This window comes from Maritimimonas sp. 2405UD52-3 (genome assembly GCF_056591715.1).
In genome coordinates this window covers 192,777-213,353 of the sequence record NZ_JBWQOL010000002.1, presented here as the reverse complement: position 1 = coordinate 213,353, position 20,577 = coordinate 192,777, and the positions used below count along the sequence as shown (strand labels likewise).

The 20,577-nt window shown below is 32.7% G+C and carries 21 protein-coding genes and 1 tRNA gene; 13 read left to right on the top strand and 9 right to left on the bottom strand.

Annotation, left to right across the window (positions count from 1 at the left end):
- Nucleotides 1-70: 70 nt before the first annotated feature.
- From proS to AC1EU5_RS05105, 4 genes are all read left to right on the top strand, one after another.
- Complete coding sequence (gene proS / locus AC1EU5_RS05120; protein WP_480191290.1) at nt 71-1,546, top strand: proline--tRNA ligase; 1,476 nt, start codon at nt 71-73, stop codon at nt 1,544-1,546.
- Between the two features lie 78 nt (nt 1,547-1,624).
- Nucleotides 1,625-1,696, top strand: a tRNA-Glu gene (locus AC1EU5_RS05115).
- 25 nt (nt 1,697-1,721) lie between these two features.
- The gene (gene rpsT, locus AC1EU5_RS05110) at nt 1,722-1,973 is read left to right on the top strand and encodes a 30S ribosomal protein S20 (RefSeq protein WP_480191289.1); all 252 of its coding nucleotides are present in this window, start codon (nt 1,722-1,724) and stop codon (nt 1,971-1,973) included.
- Nucleotides 1,974-2,100: 127 nt separating this feature from the next.
- Nucleotides 2,101-2,388, top strand: coding sequence for a hypothetical protein (locus AC1EU5_RS05105; protein WP_480191288.1), 288 nt, complete (start codon nt 2,101-2,103; stop codon nt 2,386-2,388).
- Between the two features lies 1 nt (nt 2,389).
- Here the strand turns inward: AC1EU5_RS05105 and rodA are convergent, their stop codons facing one another.
- The 7 genes from rodA to AC1EU5_RS05070 form a co-directional block, all read right to left on the bottom strand.
- Nucleotides 2,390-3,667 (bottom strand): rod shape-determining protein RodA, encoded by a 1,278-nt coding sequence (gene rodA, locus AC1EU5_RS05100; RefSeq protein WP_480191287.1) that lies wholly within the window; start codon nt 3,665-3,667, stop codon nt 2,390-2,392.
- Nucleotides 3,648-5,549, bottom strand: a complete 1,902-nt coding sequence (mrdA, locus tag AC1EU5_RS05095; protein WP_480191286.1) for a penicillin-binding protein 2 — start codon at nt 5,547-5,549, stop codon at nt 3,648-3,650. The genes rodA and mrdA overlap by 20 nt, the downstream gene beginning before the upstream one ends.
- Before the next feature lies 1 nt (nt 5,550).
- The gene (mreD, locus tag AC1EU5_RS05090; RefSeq protein ID WP_480191285.1) at nt 5,551-6,057 is read right to left on the bottom strand and encodes a rod shape-determining protein MreD; all 507 of its coding nucleotides are present in this window, start codon (nt 6,055-6,057) and stop codon (nt 5,551-5,553) included.
- A complete protein-coding gene (gene mreC / locus AC1EU5_RS05085; protein WP_480191284.1) occupies nt 6,047-6,874 on the bottom strand; it encodes a rod shape-determining protein MreC in 828 nt (275 codons plus the stop codon). Before mreC ends, mreD begins: the two co-directional genes overlap by 11 nt.
- A 12-nt stretch (nt 6,875-6,886) precedes the next feature.
- The gene (locus tag AC1EU5_RS05080) at nt 6,887-7,918 is read right to left on the bottom strand and encodes a rod shape-determining protein (RefSeq protein ID WP_480191283.1); all 1,032 of its coding nucleotides are present in this window, start codon (nt 7,916-7,918) and stop codon (nt 6,887-6,889) included.
- Nucleotides 7,919-7,972: 54 nt separating this feature from the next.
- Nucleotides 7,973-9,505 (bottom strand): bifunctional phosphoribosylaminoimidazolecarboxamide formyltransferase/IMP cyclohydrolase, encoded by a 1,533-nt coding sequence (purH, locus tag AC1EU5_RS05075; RefSeq protein WP_480191282.1) that lies wholly within the window; start codon nt 9,503-9,505, stop codon nt 7,973-7,975.
- A gap of 100 nt (nt 9,506-9,605) precedes the next feature.
- Nucleotides 9,606-10,073, bottom strand: a complete 468-nt coding sequence (locus AC1EU5_RS05070; RefSeq protein ID WP_480191281.1) for a GAF domain-containing protein — start codon at nt 10,071-10,073, stop codon at nt 9,606-9,608.
- Nucleotides 10,074-10,125: 52 nt separating this feature from the next.
- Here AC1EU5_RS05070 and xrtF point away from each other — a divergent pair, with 52 nt between their 5' ends.
- The 3 genes from xrtF to AC1EU5_RS05055 are packed head-to-tail and all read left to right on the top strand — an operon-like array spanning nt 10,126 to nt 11,847.
- The gene (gene xrtF / locus AC1EU5_RS05065) at nt 10,126-10,671 is read left to right on the top strand and encodes an exosortase family protein XrtF (protein ID WP_480191280.1); all 546 of its coding nucleotides are present in this window, start codon (nt 10,126-10,128) and stop codon (nt 10,669-10,671) included.
- Nucleotides 10,668-11,111: an exosortase F system-associated membrane protein gene (locus AC1EU5_RS05060; RefSeq protein ID WP_480191279.1), complete on the top strand. Its 444-nt coding sequence runs from the start codon at nt 10,668-10,670 to the stop codon at nt 11,109-11,111. Before xrtF ends, AC1EU5_RS05060 begins: the two co-directional genes overlap by 4 nt.
- Before the next feature lie 16 nt (nt 11,112-11,127).
- Complete coding sequence (locus tag AC1EU5_RS05055) at nt 11,128-11,847, top strand: heavy-metal-associated domain-containing protein (protein WP_480191278.1); 720 nt, start codon at nt 11,128-11,130, stop codon at nt 11,845-11,847.
- Here the strand turns inward: AC1EU5_RS05055 and AC1EU5_RS05050 are convergent.
- Nucleotides 11,844-12,110, bottom strand: a complete 267-nt coding sequence (locus AC1EU5_RS05050) for an EF-hand domain-containing protein (RefSeq protein WP_480191277.1) — start codon at nt 12,108-12,110, stop codon at nt 11,844-11,846. The genes AC1EU5_RS05055 and AC1EU5_RS05050 overlap by 4 nt on opposite strands.
- A 93-nt stretch (nt 12,111-12,203) precedes the next feature.
- Here AC1EU5_RS05050 and AC1EU5_RS05045 point away from each other — a divergent pair, with 93 nt between their 5' ends.
- The 4 genes from AC1EU5_RS05045 to AC1EU5_RS05030 all read left to right on the top strand — a co-directional run bounded on the left by AC1EU5_RS05045 (nt 12,204) and on the right by AC1EU5_RS05030 (nt 15,614).
- Nucleotides 12,204-12,611, top strand: a complete 408-nt coding sequence (locus tag AC1EU5_RS05045; RefSeq protein ID WP_480191276.1) for an HYC_CC_PP family protein — start codon at nt 12,204-12,206, stop codon at nt 12,609-12,611.
- Nucleotides 12,612-12,683: 72 nt separating this feature from the next.
- Nucleotides 12,684-14,936 (top strand): TonB-dependent receptor, encoded by a 2,253-nt coding sequence (locus tag AC1EU5_RS05040; protein ID WP_480191275.1) that lies wholly within the window; start codon nt 12,684-12,686, stop codon nt 14,934-14,936.
- Nucleotides 14,937-14,940: 4 nt separating this feature from the next.
- Nucleotides 14,941-15,291, top strand: coding sequence for a heavy-metal-associated domain-containing protein (locus tag AC1EU5_RS05035; protein ID WP_480191274.1), 351 nt, complete (start codon nt 14,941-14,943; stop codon nt 15,289-15,291).
- A gap of 23 nt (nt 15,292-15,314) precedes the next feature.
- Complete coding sequence (locus AC1EU5_RS05030) at nt 15,315-15,614, top strand: heavy metal-binding domain-containing protein (RefSeq protein ID WP_480191273.1); 300 nt, start codon at nt 15,315-15,317, stop codon at nt 15,612-15,614.
- An 81-nt stretch (nt 15,615-15,695) separates the two neighbouring features.
- Here the strand turns inward: AC1EU5_RS05030 and AC1EU5_RS05025 are convergent, their stop codons facing one another.
- On the bottom strand, nt 15,696-18,212 hold the full coding sequence (locus AC1EU5_RS05025; RefSeq protein WP_480191272.1) for a TonB-dependent receptor plug domain-containing protein: 2,517 nt from the start codon (nt 18,210-18,212) through the stop codon (nt 15,696-15,698).
- 263 nt (nt 18,213-18,475) lie between these two features.
- On the opposite strand from AC1EU5_RS05025, the gene AC1EU5_RS05020 reads away from it, so the two are divergent.
- Both AC1EU5_RS05020 and AC1EU5_RS05015 read left to right on the top strand, forming a co-directional pair.
- A complete protein-coding gene (locus AC1EU5_RS05020) occupies nt 18,476-19,417 on the top strand; it encodes a transporter (protein WP_480191271.1) in 942 nt (313 codons plus the stop codon).
- 18 nt (nt 19,418-19,435) lie between these two features.
- The gene (locus AC1EU5_RS05015) at nt 19,436-20,530 is read left to right on the top strand and encodes a DUF3179 domain-containing protein (RefSeq protein WP_480191270.1); all 1,095 of its coding nucleotides are present in this window, start codon (nt 19,436-19,438) and stop codon (nt 20,528-20,530) included.
- The last annotated feature ends 47 nt before the right edge of the window (nt 20,531-20,577 follow it).

The following is a 20,577-nucleotide window of genomic DNA, read 5'->3' as shown; positions in this document are numbered from 1 at the left end:
AATTATAACTAGCTTTGCAGCATTAAAATTTGTGATTTATTTAACACAATATCTGTGCCAAAGATTAAATATGGGTAAAAAATTAACGACAAGAGCTGAAGATTATTCTAAATGGTATAATGAATTAGTGGTAAAAGCTGACTTAGCTGAAAATTCTGGAGTAAGAGGTTGTATGGTCATTAAGCCTTATGGTTTTGCTATATGGGAGAAAATGCAAGCAGAATTGGATAGAATGTTTAAGGAAACCGGGCATGAGAATGCGTACTTTCCGTTATTCATTCCTAAATCTTATTTCAGTAAAGAAGCGAGTCATGTTGATGGATTCGCTAAAGAATGTGCGGTGGTAACTCACTACAGGTTGAAGAATGACGAAGATGGAAAAGGCATTGTGGTTGATGAAAATGCAAAGCTTGAAGAAGAGCTAATTGTACGACCAACTTCTGAAACTATTATCTGGGATACCTATAGAAAATGGGTGCAATCATACAGAGATTTACCAATTTTAGTGAATCAATGGGCGAATGTAGTACGGTGGGAAATGCGCACACGTCTATTTTTGCGAACTGCTGAATTTCTTTGGCAGGAAGGCCATACAGCGCATGCAACAAAAGAAGAAGCCATAGCTGAAGCAGAACAAATGCAAGGTGTTTATGCAGATTTTGTTGAGAATTTTATGGCCGTACCAGTAATAAAAGGTACCAAAACAGAAAGTGAGCGTTTTGCAGGTGCATTAGAAACATATACTATTGAAGCATTAATGCAGGATGGTAAAGCATTACAGGCTGGTACTTCCCATTTCTTAGGTCAGAATTTTGCCAAAGCATTTGATGTGAAATTTGCTACTAAAGAAGGAAAGCAAGAATATGTATGGGCAACTTCTTGGGGGGTTTCTACACGATTAATGGGAGCATTGATTATGACTCACTCTGATGATAACGGGTTGGTATTGCCTCCTAACTTAGCACCAATTCAAGTTGTAATTGTACCTATATATAAAGGTCAAGAACAACTAGAAACTATTTCAGTAAAAGCAAAACAAATTATTTCTGATTTAAGAGCCAAAGGAATTTCGGTGAAATTTGACAATAGAGATACACACAAACCAGGCTGGAAGTTTGCAGAATATGAACTAAAAGGGGTGCCATTACGAATTGCTATGGGGCAACGAGATATGGAAAATGGAACAGTTGAGTTAGCTCGAAGGGACACATTATCCAAAGAAACGATTTCTCAAGAAGATATAGTAGATACTGTTGAAGGTCTTCTAAAAGAAATACAAGAAAATCTATATAAGAAAGCACTTAATTACAGAAACGAACATATTACCCAGGTAAGTACTTTTGATGAATTTAAAGATGTAATTGATAGTAAAGGTGGTTTTGTATTAGCACATTGGGATGGAACAATTGAAACTGAGGAAAAAATTAAAGAGCTTACAAAAGCTACGATACGTTGTATACCTTTAAATGCAGAAAAGGAAGAAGGAAGTTGCGTGTATTCAGGAGAAAAATCAACTAGAAAAGTACTTTTTGCAAAGGCATATTAAAAATTTTTAAAAAGTACTTGCAGAGAATAAAATTTGTTTTATTTTTGCACTCGCTTAACAAAGTTAAAGCAACATAATGGCCCGTTCGTCTAGGGGTTAGGACGCCAGGTTTTCATCCTGGTAACAGGGGTTCGATTCCCCTACGGGCTACAAAAGTTTTTAAACAAAAAAATAAATGGCAAATCATAAGTCAGCATTAAAGAGGGTAAGAAGTAGCGAAACCAAGCGTTTGAGAAATAGATTTCAACACAAAACGACTAGAAACGCTATTAAAAATTTACGTGCAGCTACTAAGAAGAAAGATGCAGAATCGCAGCTTCCTCTTGTTATTGCAATGATTGATAAATTAGCTAAAAACAATATTATTCATAAGAATAAGGCTTCTAATTTAAAATCTAAGCTAACAAAACATGTAGCAGCTATCTAGTATACTGCGCTCTTAAAGTACACAAAAAGCCATCTGATTTCAGATGGTTTTTTTGTTTTCAAAAAGTTTCTTATTGGGAATTTCTTAGGTGTTAGTTGTTATATGTATATGCTAAAGAAAAATTGCGATGACAGCTTATAAGGAAGAGGGTTATACCTATGTGTTATTTGGAAGAGAAGCTATTAATTTATATAAAGTTTCTATAGATATGTTACTTTCATCAACTAACCTTCATTACAAGATAGAAGGGTATGATGATGTAAAGTCATTTATGAAAGATGTTAAAAGCTGGGATGGCTTTATTGAAATTACTGAACAAGATTATTTAGCAATTAAAAATCAAGATAGTTTAAGAAAATTGGGAAGTAATGGGAATTCAAAGCTAGCCTCTCTATTCAAATTTTTTAAGTCTTAACTTACCATTCGTAAGTCCTATCTGCATCTAGACGAATCAGGATAAAAAGCATCAATGTAAACCCCCAAAGAGAAGAACCTCCATAGCTAAAGAAAGGCAATGGTATCCCAATGGTGGGTAATAGTCCTATAACCATGCCAATATTTATCATAAAATGGAAGAGAAATATAACACCAGTGGCATATCCAAATACCCGGCTAAAGATTGATTTTTGACGTTCAGAAATTGTAAATATGCGTAACATGAATATGGTAAAAATGAGTATTACCACGGTTGTTCCTAAAAAGCCCCATTCTTCACCTACTGTACTAAATATATAGTCTGTATGTTGCTCAGGTACAAATTTACCTTGAGTTCTATCTCCTTCTAAAAAACCTTTACCCAAAAAACCACCCGAGCCAATTGTAACCATAGACTGGTTGGTATTATAACCAATGCCTTGGGTGTCTGCTGTTTTACCAAGTAAAATGTTAAACCGGTCTTGATGTCGTTGCTCAAAAACGTTATTGTAAATGTAATCAACACTGAAAATGAATAAACCGGTAAGCATATAAACAGCCAACATTTTTGGCCACTCTCTTTGTATACTAATATTACCAGTTTTTAAGAGATAAGCAAAAAATAAAGCAATCAACCCAAATATGACCAAAAGAGTAATCTTTAAACCTAACGCCAGTGTAATAATAAATAATACAATTGCAGCAACACCAATTAGTATGTAATAGGCTGGTAATCCCTCACGATACATTACAAAAATTAATGAGATAAATATCAACGCTGATCCTGCATCTGGCTGCAATACAATTAATATTGTTGGTATTAATAAGATAGCAAAAGCATTTAGTTGTGTTTTGAAGTTTGATAAATCTCTATTGGGTTCAGCTAAAAAATTAGCCAGCGCTAATGCAGTTCCTACTTTGGCAAATTCTGATGGCTGTATGCTGAAGCCTCCAAAATTATACCAAGAGGTTGCCCCATTAATAGTTGATCCAAATAAGAATAATCCAATTAATGAAAGTAAGGTTAGAATATATATAACTCCTGAAAAACGCTCATAAAACTTTGAGTCAATAGATAAGGTAATAACAGCTAAAACAAGCCCAAATATAATCTTTTGAATATGCTTGCCTTGCAATGTTGAAAAATCAAATAAAGAAACTTCATTTTGTGAAACAGTAGCAGCATAAATGCTAACCCATCCCATAAAAACGAGAATAGCATATAACAAAATCAACCCCCAGTCAATGCCTGCTAGTATGTTAGTCTTCCTTTTGCGCAAGTGTTTGTTCCATTAAAAGTCGCTTCTGCAACAGTTGTTCATCATACTTATCTTGTAAACTTCCATCAAACATTCGTTGTTCTAACCACGACCTCGTTGTTTCTCCTTTCAGGTACTTTTCAATCATTAAAGTAGCGATAGGGCCAGCCCAGCGCGAACCCCAGTAGCCGTTTTCAACAAAAACAGCAATGGCAATTTTTGGATCTTCAACAGGTGCAAAAGCAATAAAAACAGAGTGGTCTTCAAACTGCAAACGTTTACCATTAAAGCTCCAGAAATTTTCTGCAGTTCCGGTTTTTCCAGCAATATTAATACCTTTTACTTTAGAGCCAAGGGCTGTTCCCTTTTCGAAAACATTAAACATGCCCTGTATTACCGGTTCAAAATGTTTTTTGTCTATAGTGGTGTACTTGGGTTTTGTGAATGCCTCAATTTCAATAGGTTTTCGGTCTATTTGTTTTAAAATATGTGGTGTGTAATAGTACCCTTTATTGGCAATTGCAGCTGTCATATTTGCTAATTGTATGGGTGTTGTTAGTACTTCACCCTGACCTATAGAATTTGATATTATGGTTGGGGCTCTCCAACCACCACCTGGGTAGTACTTATTATAAAAATCACCATTAGGAATCAATCCTTTCTTACCAGTAGGAAGATCATAACCCAAAAAATTACCCAATCCAAAGCTCTCAGCATGTTTATTCCAAGCATCTGTACCTTTAGCTGCATTACCGTGGTTTTCTATCGTTCGTCTATATACATTTGCAAAGTAGGCATTACAAGATTTGTAAATACCTCTATCTAAACGAATTGGGGCTCCATAAACCCCGCAGTGACACCCCATAAAATTATTGGCACTTCTTCCATAGCGATACCCTCCATAACAATAAAAATGTGTGTCAGGAGTTATAACTCCTTCCTGTAAACCAATCAATGCATTAATAATTTTGAATGGAGAACCTGGAGGATATTGAGCTAGTAATCCTCTATCAAACATTGGTTTATTAATGGTGTCACCAAGTAAAATAGTTGAGTTGACCCTACGCTTTCTACCTACCATACGGTTTGGGTCGTATGTTGGAGTTGAGACTAACGATAAAATTTCACCAGTTTTTGGTTCAATGGCCACAATACCACCACGTTTATTGGCCATTAAGCGTTCACCATATTGCTGAAGTTTAATATCAAGTGTTACAGTAAGATCTTTTCCAATAATGGCAAGTGTATCATATTTTCCTTCTTTATAAGGGCCTATTTCTTTATTAAATCTGTTTTTTTGGACAAATTTTACACCTTTTACACCCCTTAATATTTCTTCATATTCTTTTTCTATACCATTAATCCCTATAATTTCTCCTAATTGGTAGTAAGGGTTCTTCTTTAGAAAATCCTCATTAGCTTCTCCTAAATAACCAAGCACATTAGGCGCACTTTTAATTGGGTATTCTCTCAGCGACCTTTTTTGAATAAAAAAGCCTTCATACTTGTACATTTTTTCTTGTAGATATGCATAGTTTTCTTTTGATAATTGCGCAACAAAAACTGAAGGTATAATAGGTGAATAACGTCTGGCACGATTATATTTTTTAATAAAATCTTCTTTAGAAATCTTAAGTAGATTACAAAATTCAAGTGTATCAAGAGGTCTTACATCTCTAGGTACAACCATAATATCATAAGAGGGTTGATTGGCCACAAGTAACTTGCCATTTCTATCATATATAAACCCTCTTTGCGGATAATCATATTTTACTGCAACTGCAGAATTATTAAGTGGAGACGCTCTATAAGAGTCATCAATAACTTGTAAGTAAAAAAGCCTCAATATAAAGATGATACTTATAATGATTGTTGAAAAATATGCCAAATACTTGCGCTCCATACTATTTTTTTCGAGTCATCAAAGTGATACTAAACATGATTAAAATAATTGTAAAAATGCTGGTCGTAATTGTTCTGCTGATGATCGTTCCAAAATGTGAAAATTTGAAATACTCTAATGTAAATACAATCAAGCTATGCAAAAAGACCAATATTGATACATAAGATAATACCTTTAAGAAAGGTTGTTTGGTAATATCAAAAACTACAAAGTCAATTTCTGATTTCCTCAATACATATTTTAGTATTGGCAATCGTACATATGCTATAAAAAGCGTTGCTGCAGCATTTGTTCCTCCAGAGTTCAAAAAAACATCAACTATAAATCCCATTAAAAAGCTTAATAAAAGTATTAATCCTCTATCTTTTCTTAACGGAAAAAGGATGACAAATAGTACATATAAGAAAGGGTTTAAATAACCAAATAGTAATACATTATTTAGTACAATAACTTGCAATAGAACAAGTACAATGAAAAGAGTAATATTTTGTAATATGCTACTGGTCATTCTCTTGTTGTAATGTTTCTATTTCGGTTTTGTCAAGATTTGAAATAATATGTACCGGACCAATAGCACTCATATCATTAAAAAGTCGAATATTAATAAAACGATAGTTATTATTAGCAACCTCAAAATCTTCAACTGTACCTACAGGAATACCTTCAGGGAAAATAATTGATCTACCACCAGTGATTAAAGAATCTCCTTGTTGAATATTTGCTTGTATAGGTAAATCAACCAACTGTAGTACATTATAATCATTACCATCCCATTCAAGTGTGCCAAAATGTAGACTCTTTGTAAGGCGAACATTGATTTTGGCATTCTCATTGAGTATAGATAAAATAGTAGTATATTGGTTAGATACATTCTTTGTAATACCAATTACACCATTACTATTTACAACACCCATTTCAGAAGAGATACCTTGTTTACTTCCTTTATCAATCAACAAATAATTAAACTTTCTATGGTACTGATTCGCAATGATCTTGGCAGGGATAAATTGAAATTTCTGATGATATTTTGTAGTGTCAACAAACTCAAGAGCTCGTAGAAGAGTATCTTTTTTTTGCTGCTGCAAAAGGTTTTTTAAGCGACTATTTTCATCAAGCAGTTCTTGATTGTATTTACGCAATTCACCTAATTCAGAAAACCTATTAATTCTTTTATAAATACCTCCTGAAACAAAGTTGGCAGAATTTGAAAACTTACTATTGTGATATGAATGACTTTTAATAGTGAAAGACAGTGCAATAACCTCTAACAACAAAAAGAATAAAAAGTACCTATACTTGGTTAAGAAACTAACAATTTGTTGCATAGAAGGAGTTTACTACTTCATCAATACGCTTTTGTATTTCTCTAAGTCTTTTAACGCAATACCAGTACCTCTAACAACAGCTCTTAAAGGATCTTCTGCAACATATACAGGTAGGTCTGTTTTTCTTGAAAGACGTTTGTCAAGTCCACGAAGCATAGAACCACCACCAGCTAAATAAATACCTGTGTTATAAATGTCTGCCGCCAATTCTGGAGGTGTTTGAGAAAGTGTTTCCATTACGGCATCTTCAATCCTTAAAATTGACTTATCCAATGCCTTAGAAATTTCTCTAAATGATATTTTTATTTGCTTAGGTTTACCGCTTAAAAGATCTCTACCTTGTACTAATATATCTTCTGGTGGATCTTCAATATCTTCTGTAGCAGCACCAACATCAATTTTTATTTTTTCTGCAGTAGTTTCCCCTACATATAGGTTATGTTGGGTTCGCATATAATAGGCAATATCATTAGTAAATACATCACCAGCAACCTTTATTGACTTATCACATACAATTCCACCCAAAGCAATAACTGCAATCTCTGTGGTACCACCACCTATGTCTATAATCATATTCCCTTTGGGTTGCATAATGTCTATACCAATACCAATAGAAGCTGCCATAGGCTCATGAATAAGATAAATATCTTTAGCATTCATGTGTTCAGCAGAATCACGAACAGCGCGCTTTTCAACTTCCGTAATTCCTGAGGGAATGCATATAACCATCCGTAGAGAAGGAGGGAAGAAAAAACGTTTTTTTATGGAAGGAATTTGTTTTATGAATTCACGAATCATCTGTTCAGATGCCTCAAAATCGGCTATAACACCATCCTTTAAAGGGCGAATGGTTTTGATGTTTTCATGTGTTTTACCTTGCATTAAATTAGCCTTCTTACCTATTGCTATGATCTTACCTGTAGAGCGATCTCTGGCGACAATAGAAGGACTGTCAATAACCACCTTACCATTGTGAATGATAAGCGTGTTGGCAGTTCCGAGGTCGATAGCAACGTCCTCGGTCATAAAGTCAAAAAATCCCATAGAGTTATTAAATTTGGGTTAGGTGAATTTTTGCAATTGCCAAAGTTAATAAAATTAATGTTTAAAATGACGGGTACCAGTAAATACCATTGACATTTTATTTTCATTACAAAAATCAATAGATAATTGGTCTTTTATTGAGCCACCTGGCTGTATAACCGCATTGATTCCTGCGTTATTAGCAATCTCAACACAATCAGGAAATGGGAAGAATGCATCACTTGCCATGACTGCACCACTAAGATCAAAATTAAAGTGTTTGGCTTTCGTAATGGCCTGATTTAATGCGTCTACACGCGATGTTTGCCCAGTACCACTAGCACATAATTGCTTATTCTTTGCTAACACAATTGTGTTGGATTTTGTGTGCTTACAAATTTTTGAAGCAAAAAGTAAGTCTTCAATTTCTGTTTCAGACGGAACTAAACTTGTTGCAGTATTTAAATCTAATTTATTATCAGTTTTATAATCTCTATCTTGAACCAAAGCACCATTCAGGCAACTTCGCATAATGGTTTTTGAGAGTTCAACCTCTTTTAAGATAAGAACAATCCTGTTTTTCTTGCCTTTTAATATTCCTAATGCTTCATTAGTAAATGATGGTGCTATCACTACCTCGCAAAATAATTTATGAATTTCTTCAGCGGTTGCTTTATCTAATTCTGTATTGGCAATAAGGATACCTCCAAAAGCTGAAACCGGATCTCCAGCCAAAGCATCTAAATATGCCTGTTTAATAGTTGATCGCTGAGCGAATCCGCAAGCATTGTTATGCTTTAAAATAGCAAAAGTTGGTGCTTCATTTTTAAATTCATTCATTAATAAAACAGCAGCATCTACGTCTAACAAATTATTATAACTTAACTCCTTGCCATGTAATTTGGTGAACATAGCATCAAAATCACCAAAGAAAAATCCTTTTTGGTGTGGGTTTTCACCATAGCGCAATACTTTGCCTTGAGTTTCACTTATTTTTAATGAGGCAATGCTATGATCAGCATTGAAATAATTAAAAATCGAGGTGTCATAATGAGAAGACACATTAAATGATTTAGCAGCAAAAAGTTTACGTTGCTCAAGTGTAGTACTTCCTTCTTGTTCAGATATAATTTTTAAGAATTCATCATATTGTTCCATTGAGGATATACATACGACATCTTTAAAATTTTTAGCAGCAGCCCTTATCAATGAAATACCTCCAATGTCTATTTTTTCGATAATGTCTTGTTCTGGAGCTCCAGAAGCTACGGTTTTTTCAAAAGGATATAAATCAACAATTACAATATCAATTTCTGGAATTTCATATTCATCCAACTGCGCAACATCATTATCTAATTCTCTTCTAGAAAGTATGCCGCCAAACACCTTAGGGTGTAATGTTTTTACCCGCCCACCAAGGATAGAAGGGTAGGAGGTAAGGTCTTCGACAGGTACAACATCAATACCCTGATCTTTAATAAAATTTTCGGTTCCGCCAGTAGAATATATAGTAATTCCTAATTGGTCTAACTTTTTAACAATTGGTGCTAAACCGTCCTTATGAAATACTGAAATTAATGCGGAAGTTGCTTTTTTGGTTGTGTTCATGAGTAGCCATCTGTGTTTCGCGCAAAGCTACTAAAACCAACCCCCTAAATCAATGAAGGAAACCGTAGAATTAATAAACAATTTATCAACATTAATCTCCTTATGCTGTTTTAATTGAGTGTAGTTGAGCAACTTTTTTACATACAAATTCCAATAACTCCGTATCCGCATCTGTAAAAGGATTTAAAGTGTGAGAATCAATATCAATTTGCCCTATATTCTCACCACCAACAATAATAGGGATGACAACTTCACTTTTTACTTTCCAACCACATGAAATATAATTTTCTTGTTCAGTCACATCTTGAACAATAAAATTTTCATTACTAACAGCTACTTGTCCACAAATACCTTTGCCAAAGGGAATAATAGTATGCTCAGTAGGCTCTCCAGCAAATCTAGATAGTTTTAATTCCTCTTTATCTCCATTTCTAAAGTAAAAACCTACCCAATCGTAATGCTCTACTTCTTCTTTTAAATAATCGCAAATATTTTGTAATTTTTCTTGATATAACGAATTGTTATCTATTATGTTGATAATTTTTTCTTTTAATAAATAGAGCTGCATAAGCAATATGTAAATTTGAGATATTTGTTGAACAAATTTAAAATACTTTCACTTGAAGAAACGAAAAACAATTATAAAATTTCTTATTAAATTTTTTGTCACCTACTTCTTATTATTGGGTATTTATTCCATTTATTTAAAACAAACACAGCTTAAAGGTGATGTTTTTCAATGTTCGCCAATTACAAGAACTGTTGCAGAACATGTGCAACAATTAGCTAGTTTAATAGGAGTTCAAGGTAGATTATATCAGAGTGATGATGAATTATCAATAATGTATATAATAGGAGAAAGATATGCTGTACCAATTGTTGAAGGTTGTAATGCGGTAAGTGTTATAATATTATTTTTATCATTCATTATAGCTTTTTCTGGTGGTTTAAAAGCGACCATTATTTTTGGTATAATAGGAGTTGGTATCATATATTTTGTCAATATTCTCAGAATATTGGCCTTAAGTAAATTGATGTTTTTATTTCCTGAACATCAAGAAACTTTACATGGATTGGTTTTCCCTGCTATTATTTATGGAACAGTGCTAGTATTGTGGATTGTTTGGGTAAATAAATTCTCATATTTAAAAAAGCCAAAAAAATGAAAAAGAGAATACGTATACCGTTAATCATTTTACTCTTTTTTGCACTCATTTTAGTAAGGGCTTTTGGCGAGGGTTTATTTTATGATCCATTTATTGAATATTTCAAAAAGGACTATTTAAGTAAGCCTATGCCGGAGTATCATACATTTAAACTCTTTGCAAATATCTTTTTAAGATTTATATTAAACGCACTAATATCATTAGCTATTATTTATTTAGCTTTTCAGAAAAAAGGATTGGTACGCTTTTCAATTAAATTTTTCATCGCCGCTTTTGTTGTATTAAGTGTCACTTATTTCATCTTACTTAAAATGGAAATGACCAATGGACATCTTTTTGCTTTTTACATACGTCGCTTTTTAATTCATCCGGTATTTGTTTTAGTGTTGTTACCTGCATTTTACTACCAGAAAAAATTAGTCCGCTCTTCTAACCGCTAATTTGTAATTTTGGTATATGAAACATGTGTATCAAATTTCTGGAATGACTTGCGGTGGTTGTAAGAAATCTGTGGAAGAAAGTTTAGCAAAGATTGAAGGTGTTAAAGAGGTAAAAGTCAACCTTGAAGATAGTCGAGCTACTATCAAAGTGAATAAGAATATTCCTATTTCTGAACTCCAACAAAGTCTACCGAATAAGTATACCATTTCTAAAGTACAGAAAACAATTCAAGCACCTTTAGTTGAAGCTGAGTCAAAAAGTGATTTTCAACAATTGTTTCCATTATTTTTAATTTTCACCTACTTAATAGCTGCTTCAATATTACTCAATTACAATACTCCGGAATTTGTATCGGGATTTATGCTTGATTTTATGGGGTTGTTTTATATAGTATTTAGCTTCTTCAAGTTTTTAGATTTAAAAGGTTTTCCTGATTCTTTTAGAATGTATGATCCGTTGGCAAAACAAATACCTATGTATGGTTGGGTATATCCTTTTATAGAGTTGGCGCTTGGTATTCTATTTTTGACAAGAACTCAAATAAACATAGCACTTATTATTACGCTAATAATTTTGGGAATAACTACCGCAGGTGTAACCAAAGTATTGTTAGATAAAAAAAGTATTCAATGTGCTTGTTTGGGTACGGCACTCAAATTACCAATGACCAAGGCTACATTTATTGAGAATTCCGTTATGTTGGTGATGGCAGTAGTAATGTTAATGATATACTAACCCATTTCTTTTAGTGCTTTTCTGAATTCTTTCCAGTCAACCTTATTGTCATCAGAAAAGTCATAACCACTCACTAATTTTGAAGCTACAATGCCACGTAAAAAACCGCTGACTTCAGCCTGCTTTAATAATTTAACTATTTCCTTTTTAGATAATGCTCCATCACTGTTTTTGTCAAAAAAACCAAAAGCTTTTTCAGGTGTTTCAAAGTGATTGGTTAATATAATTCTAATTTTATTTACGATCTCTTTTTTGGTACTCATAATTTTTTTAGTTTATTTAAAAATACAATATTATTTTAACATTTCGTTTATTAGGTACATGCTTGAAATTCATAATTTTGCAATGTGAAAAAAATGTTTGATAACATATTATCAGTTGTCCTGGCACTTCTAGTGTTGTTTTCTACATTTTCCTTTACTATAGAAAAGCATCTATGCATGGGAGAGGTTGCTGATTATTCATTTTTAGGAAATCTTGAGCGTTGTATGATGCCAGGCGAAGATGATTTGAATGACTTACAGGATGAAATCGAAAATATACCCTGTTGTAGTGATGTAACTGAAACTATAGAGGGTACTAATACGCAATTGAAGGTTGTTAAAGAACTAGAGCTGGAACAAGTTCAGTTTATTACAACTTTCTTCTATACTTATATAAATCTTTTTGAAGGTCTTCAGGAAAATAATATTCCTTTTAAGGGTCATTCGCCGCCCTCACTTACCAAAGACATTACTATTCTTTACGAGACGTATTTGATTTGATTTTTGAGTTAATGCTTTAGTGAAATACTGAAGTAACACAATTATATTACTCAAAAGTTTAAAAATCAAATCATGAAAAATATAGCAAAAATAATATTGATCATCTTTCCGCTATTAGCTTCATCTCAAGATGTTATTAGAGGTATGGCTATGATCAAAACCAAAGAGGGTAAACATCAAGGACTACCGGGAGCTTCGGTATACTGGTTGAATACTAATGTAGGTACTACCACCAATGACAATGGGTGGTTTGCCATTAAATATAAACCCGAATATAAAAAGTTAGTATTTAGTTTTGTTGGCTATAAAACTGATACCATAACTGTCAAAAATACTAGAGAAATTCATCATTTTATGACAGAAGAAGGAACATTAGATGAAGTTTCTGTAGCGGGCAAAAAGAAAAATACTACTGTTTCTTATTTACAATCGGCTAATGTAGTAACCATTAATGAAGGTGAGTTACTAAAAGCTGCATGCTGTAACTTATCTGAAAGCTTTGAAACAAATCCTTCCATTGACGTAAATTTTTCAGATGCCCTAACAGGAACAAAGCAAATTAAATTATTAGGATTAACTAGCCCCTATATTTTAATTGCGCAAGAGAATATTCCAAATGTACGTGGTGCTTCACAAGCTTTTGGGTTAACCTATACTCCCGGCACATGGATAGAAAGTATTCAGATATCTAAGGGTGCTGGTTCTGTTGTGAATGGCTTTGAAAGTATTGCTGGGCAGATTAATACGGAGCTTAAAAAGCCATTAAATGATGACCAATTATTCATTAACGCTTATTCATCTTTAAATGGCCGATTGGAATTGAATACGCAGTTCAGCCAAAAAGTTTCGGATAGATGGAACACGAGTTTGTTTATTCATGGAAATCTTAGAAGTGCTGAAATTGATAATAACAATGATGACTTTTTGGATATTCCCTTAGCACAGCAGGTAAATATTATGAACCGATGGCAATATACCAATGCCAAATCTGGATTGGTTAGCTTTATTAACCTTAGATATTTGAAAGATGATAAGCAAACTGGTCAGGTAGATTTTGATCCTGATATACATAGGTTAACAAATACTATTTACGGATCAGAAATAGATACCGAACGCTTTGATGCATCAGCTAAGTTAGGTTACGTATTCCCTGAGACACCTTATAACAGTATTGGGTTTCAAATAGCATATAGCGATCATGAACAGGAATCTTATTTTGGGTTAAATCAATATAACATCAATCACAAGAGTATTTATTCAAATGCTATGTTCAATTCTATTTTAGGGAGTACATTGCATAAGTTCAAAACAGGAATCAGTTTTACGTATGATACTTACGATGAGTTTGTTCAAGTTCCTAATGCCGTCAATAATTTTGAGAGAGATGAAAATTCGTTTGGAGGTTTTTTTGAATACGCTTATGATAATCTTGATGATTTTAGTTTGATTGCCGGTATAAGGGTTGATGCTCATAATTTACTAGGAACATTTTTAACTCCTAGATTACACGTGCGATATGCACCTTGGAATAAAGGAGTTATTAGAGGTTCAGTTGGTAGAGGTAAGCGCAGTGCTAATATTTTTGCAGAAAACCAACACTTATTTGGTTCTTCAAGAAATATGTCAATTTTAAATACTGATGGTGATATTTATGGGCTTGACCCAGAGATTGCATGGAATTATGGTATAAGTTACTTACAAGGATTTAATTTATTTGGTAAAAAAGCTGATCTAACCATTGACTTTTATAGTACTGTTTTTGAAAATCAAATAATAGTTGATGTTGATCAAAGTCCACAACAAGTATTGTTTTATAATCTTGAAGGAGATTCGTATTCAAATAATTTACAGGTTCAACTTAATTATGAACCGTTTGAACGTGTAGAAGTCCGCTTGGCATATAAATATTATGATGTAAAAACTGACTATTTAAGAGGTAAATTACAAAAAGCCTTATTGCCGGAACATCGCTTTTTTGCCAATCTAGGCTATGCAACAAAAAGAAAAGCTAATGGTGCTCGATGGCGATTTGATTATACCTTGAATTGGCTAGGTGAACAACGATTACCTTTTACAAATACAAACCCAGCTCAGTATCAATTCGGCCAATACGCACCGAGTTATGTTTTAATGAACGCACAAATCAATAAAGTGTTTTCAGACAAGTTTGAAGTGTATGTGGGAGGCGAGAATTTAACCGGATATATACAAGAAAATCCTATCTTAGCAAATGATGATCCGTTTGGAGCGAATTTTGATAGTAGTATTGTATATGCGCCCATATTGAAAAGTATGTATTATGCAGGATTACGATTTAAAATTTAATGAGATGAAAAGAATACTATTTATTGTAATATCAGTAATTGTTTTTTCGCTTTCCGCGGAAGCACAAAAAAAATCAAAAACTTCAAAAGTAAAATTCGAGGTTGATGGAGTTTGTAAAATGTGCAAAGACCGAATTGAAAAAACGGTTTTGTTGACTAAAGGCGTAAAATTTGCCTCATGGAATCTAGATACAAAAGAGTTATATTGTATCTATAACAACAAGAAAACATCTGAGACTGCTATTAAAAAAGCGCTAGCTAAAGCTGGTCATGATACTAAAGAGATTAAGGCTACTGAAGAAGCTTATAATAGCTTGGATGACTGTTGCAGATATAGAGAATTAGAGAAACATTAATATTAATTAAAATCAAACATAAAATGAAAAAACTAATGTTAGTTATTGCTGTGGTTTGCATAACAGCAGTTTCATTTACTTCTTGTAAAAAGGATAAAAAAGAAGAGGTGAAAACTAAAGTAGAAGCCACTAAGGATGATGTAAAGGAAGAAGCAAAAGAAGTATTGGCTTCTAATGATGTATTGCATCAATGTCCAATGGATTGTGAAAAGGGAAAGAGTTATACAGAGCCTGGAAAATGCCCGGTTTGTAAAATGGATCTAAAGGAAAAGAAAGTTGACTTAGAAGAAAAAACTGAAGAAGTAAAAGATTCTGTCAAATAATTTTTAAGAAGATTTTTAAGTAAAAAAACGCTGAATTTAAGGTGTTTTTTATTTTTTGTATGTTTTCTGTTAAACTATATACTACTTTACATCAACATTAATTTCGCTCACAATAGGTACTCCTTCTTTTGATATTCCTTGCAATTCTATTCGGTAAGTGGTATCAATATCTGCTGCATAAAAAGAAACTCTAACTTTATTATTAGTTACTTTTATCATTGGATTCCAATAAAGAGTTGTTCTATAGTCAAACTTTTGATGTTCGGGTTTTTTGACTTTATAATTAGGTTCGTAGAATTTTCTGGCTTTATAATAGCCTGGATGAATAAAACTGATGACTCCATCTCTATCTTTTTTTAAATTAGAGACTTCATTTATACCCCTTTTCGTATGAATAGAAAGTACTCCGCCCATTGCTCTTGAACCAAAAATAGCCGACTTAGCAGGAGTCAAAATATCAACATAGCTAATATCGCCTGCTATGATAGCAGAAATATCATTTACAGGAATATTATCTATAAGAATAAGAGGTTGTATTATACCCCCACTTATTGATAATCCTCCTCCAGCTATCCTTATGCTATAATTTCTTTCTGTTTGTCCCGAATCTGTTGTCCAAGTTATGGGGTTGTTAATATTTCCTCTTATTATTAATCCGGGCACTTTACCATGCAAAGCAGCAAGTACATTATTGTTGCCAAAAGTTTGTATATCATCAAAATCCAACCTCCGTGAAGGTTTACCATAAATTGAATATCTATTTTTAAATTTTTCTTTTTGTTCTTTCTCAATTCGAATATTTTTTAGGGCAACTTCATCTAGTCGTTCTGCATCACCGTCATCAAATGGAATGACCGCATTTTCACGTATCAATTTTGATCGTATGATATAGTCGTTTTCAACATTATATTCAGGGTTTAATAGGTTGTATTTGGGCTCATTTAGAGAAATAGTATGAGGAACAAATGAGTCTAGTTCAATACTATACTGCATAATAAGTTTTTTGATATCTTTTTTCCTCTTTTTTTTCTTTATTAAGTAGTTTTTGGCTTGAATAATAATAGATGTACTATCTGCAAAGTCATAATCACCAAATTTGAATATCCCATACTTAGTTGATCGCATTTTATCTTCTACTAATTCATCATTATTCATGTATGTTAACGATACTTCTGTTGCCGCAGTCTTTTCAAGATCAGGTTTGTTCTTTATAATTCCACTAATGCGAATACCAGTTTCATGATCGTATTTATTTTTAATTTCATCAGTTTGATCATCTTGAGAATAATTCCATATGAATTGTCTCCAGCCTTGAGTCATCATCAATATATCTAACAATTCCTCTCTGTCTTTATTTTCTGGGTTAAAATAATAATCAGGATTTTCTATTTCGCCTTTTAATTCTGAATTTAATAGAAGATAAGAGTTTATGTTTGAGGCATACTCACCCTTGTTAACAACAGATAAATCAGTAACCGCTAATGACATATTGGCTTGAGTGATTGAATCTAAACCCAGGCTTAACTCTATCAATTCCCTTTTTTGATATTTATTTTTGTTTGATGAAATAGTAACCTTTGGTTTTAGTTTAGAGGTTTCAACAAATACCAATCGTTCACATAAGGGAATTCCTTTTTTATCTGAAATTATGAACTGTACGATACCTTGTTTTAAAAAAGCTTTTGGAATTTTAATCAAACCACTTTTATAGGAACCTATTAATTGTCTAACAGCAACCATTTTACCATTTTGTAATGCAGATAAAGTCAATCGGTGCACTCCTCTAGGTAGTGAAGATTGTAAAATCACCTGATATTCATCTTGATGATTTAGAACTTCCATTGCAACGCCTTTATCAATAGCCTTTGGCATATCATATGTATAATCATTATTGTTATATTCAACAATTGCCCTGTAATGTTGATTCGTATCTGGAGTGAATTCAAAGACACCTAACCCAAATTTAGAAGTTTCAAAGGTTGTAACCTTGTTGCCTGTTGCGTCTAAAATTACGCCTGAAATTGATATACTTCTACCATTTTGATCAATAGCCTTAAAACCTATTTTACTTGTTTTACGTTGAACCATATAGCCCCCTTCAGGAAAAAATTGTATATCAGGTCTTAAACTATAAAAGTCATTTTTAGGATTATTATCGCTACTGTTTTTTACGAATTGTGCTGGGTCATTGCTTAACTTATTTTCACTACCTACATTAATTTTTTTTCTAAAAAAGAATGACTCATCAAAATTTCGCATAAAATTAGTGTATGCTCTTATAGTATATATACCAGCATTTAATTGTTTAGGGAGATAGAACTCACCTTCGCCACCGCCATCAATTATTCTTATTTTCCGAGAGTTAATAATTTTATTGGTAGTATCTATTAACTCAACATTTACTATTTTGCTTTTGGCATTTGGTTTATTTGTGTTTGCACTAACCAGGTATACTTTAAACCACATCATCTCTCCTGAAGAATAATAAGGTTTGTCAAAATGAATAAAAACCTTTTCTGTATAATTTATAGAGTCTAGATAGAAGAAGTTGGTCGAAGAATACTCTAAATTGATACCGTGTATTTCTGTAATGAACATTTGAGTAAATATATATATCAATAACAAATTAAAAAGCTTTTTTTTGAATTTAAAGACCTGAAGAGAAAGCATATGGCTAGGGTTTTATTTTTTAAAATTCATCAATAACTATACCGAATATTTCTTATTATTCTTGAATAATAGTAGTAGGCTTTGTTTAGCTCATATATGTATAAAATATGTTTTTAAAGTAAGTTAGTAGACTTGATTACGACCATTAGTAAAGTAAACATGAAAGTGAAATGTTTTTCAGATCTTTTCTCGTGCTTTTTTTTTTTATGGGTTTTGGTTATGCTCAAACTTGTTGTTCTGGGGGTATTCCATTATCAAATAACATAGGGTTTGAAAATTTAAATAAAGGTAATTTAATTATTAGCGTTAACTATGATTATAATAATCTTAATACGTTAAATGCAGGTACCAGAACTTTAGATGATAGCTCAAGAAGAAGAATTACACATTCATTGTTGTTCAATTCTTCATATGCGTTTACTGATAATTTTTCAATTGAAACTTTATTGACATGGGTAAATCAAAGAAGAAGAATTGATCAATTTGGCAATGTAGATCTTCAAGAAACAAATGGTATAGGCGATGCAGTTTTTTTAGCAAAGTATGGCTTTTTTGAAGTTTTAGGAAAATCGAGTAATATAACCTTAGGTCTAGGAGTTAAAATACCATTAGGTTCACATGAAGAAACAAATGATATAGGGATAACTTATATAGCGGATTTACAGCCTGGAAGCGGAGCATGGGATGCAATTATATTTGCATCGTTAGCAAAGAATTTTAATTTTAGACCCACCACTACTTTTTCTGGTAGGTTTATTTATAGAGCAACAGGCAAGAATACAGATTATTTAAATGGTGCCCAGACCTATGAGTATGGAAATGAACTACAACTATTTTTTGGGATTTCAGATGAATTCTTTTTTTTAAAAAAAGCACTTGTGTCTCCAAATCTTACATTTAAATATAGAAATGCAAAAAGAGATAGAATAGATGCAATTGAGTTGAATAATACAGGCGGGAATTGGCTTTTTATAATTCCTGGTTTGTCTATTAGACTTTCTGAAAATATTTCTTTTATAGCAAATGGAGAATTTCCTATTATCAGCAATGTTGATGGCACACAGTTGACCCCAACGTATAGGTTAACAAGTGGCTTTTTAATCAATTTCAACCTAAAAAGAAAAGAAAATTAATTTAAATAACTCTAGATCATGAAAATTAATAGATTTATAATACTTTTAGTTAGTCTTTTTACTTTAGCATGTAGTACTGGTGAAGATGATTCGGATGCTGGGAACACCGTTGCTAATCCCGTAGGTTCAAATTCTGATCAAGGCGATGGAAGCACTGCGAATGAATGGCTTATACCAATATCTCAAGTTAGGGATGGTGGACCTGGGAGGGATGGAATACCTTCAATTGATAATCCTCTTTTTCTTGAAGTTGATCAAGTAACAGAGCTATTACGAGATGAAGCAAGGATTGTCGGTGTCAAGGTTGGAAATAATATTAGGGCATATCCACATTATATTTTAGATTGGCATGAGATAGTTAATGATGATCTGGGTAGTGAATCTGTAGCTATTACCTACTGTCCTTTAACAGGTAGTGCTATTGGATGGGATCGACGTGTTGATGGTAGAAAAACAACTTTTGGTGTCTCAGGTTTATTATACAATGGTAATGTTATTCCATTTGATAGATTAACAAACAGTAATTGGTCTCAACTGGAACTGAAATGTGTCAATGGAAGCTTAATTGGAACTGAGCCTAAGTTGATTCAAGTTGTAGAGACTAATTGGTTTATTTGGAAGAATATGTACCCTGGTACTAAAGTGTTAAGTACTGATACAGGTTTTGATAGAAGCTATGGCGTGTATCCATACGGTGATTATCGTACTAATCACAATAACTTAATTTTCCCTTTAAGTAGAGATGATAAGAGACTTCCTAGAAAAGAAAGAGTACATACAGTGATTGTTGATGGAATGGCCAAAGTTTATAGACTAAATGCTTTTAATAATAATAAAGTAATTAATGATAGGCTCAACGGTAAAAATATATTGGTAATTGGTGACGGAAAGACCATTATCTCTTTTGAACTTGAAGAAAATAATGACTTAGAATTTGAGTATATATTTAATGATTCTGAAGCCTTTTTTAGAGATGATATGGGTAGTAATTGGAATGTGTTTGGCGAAGCAATTTCTGGACCAAGAAGAGGTCAAAAATTAAAATCAGCTAATTCTTTTATGGCTTATTGGTTTTCAATTGGTGCTATTTATCCTGGAGCTCAAATATTTTAGAATAAAACGCAACCATATTGGTTGCGTTTTATTATTATAAATAATAA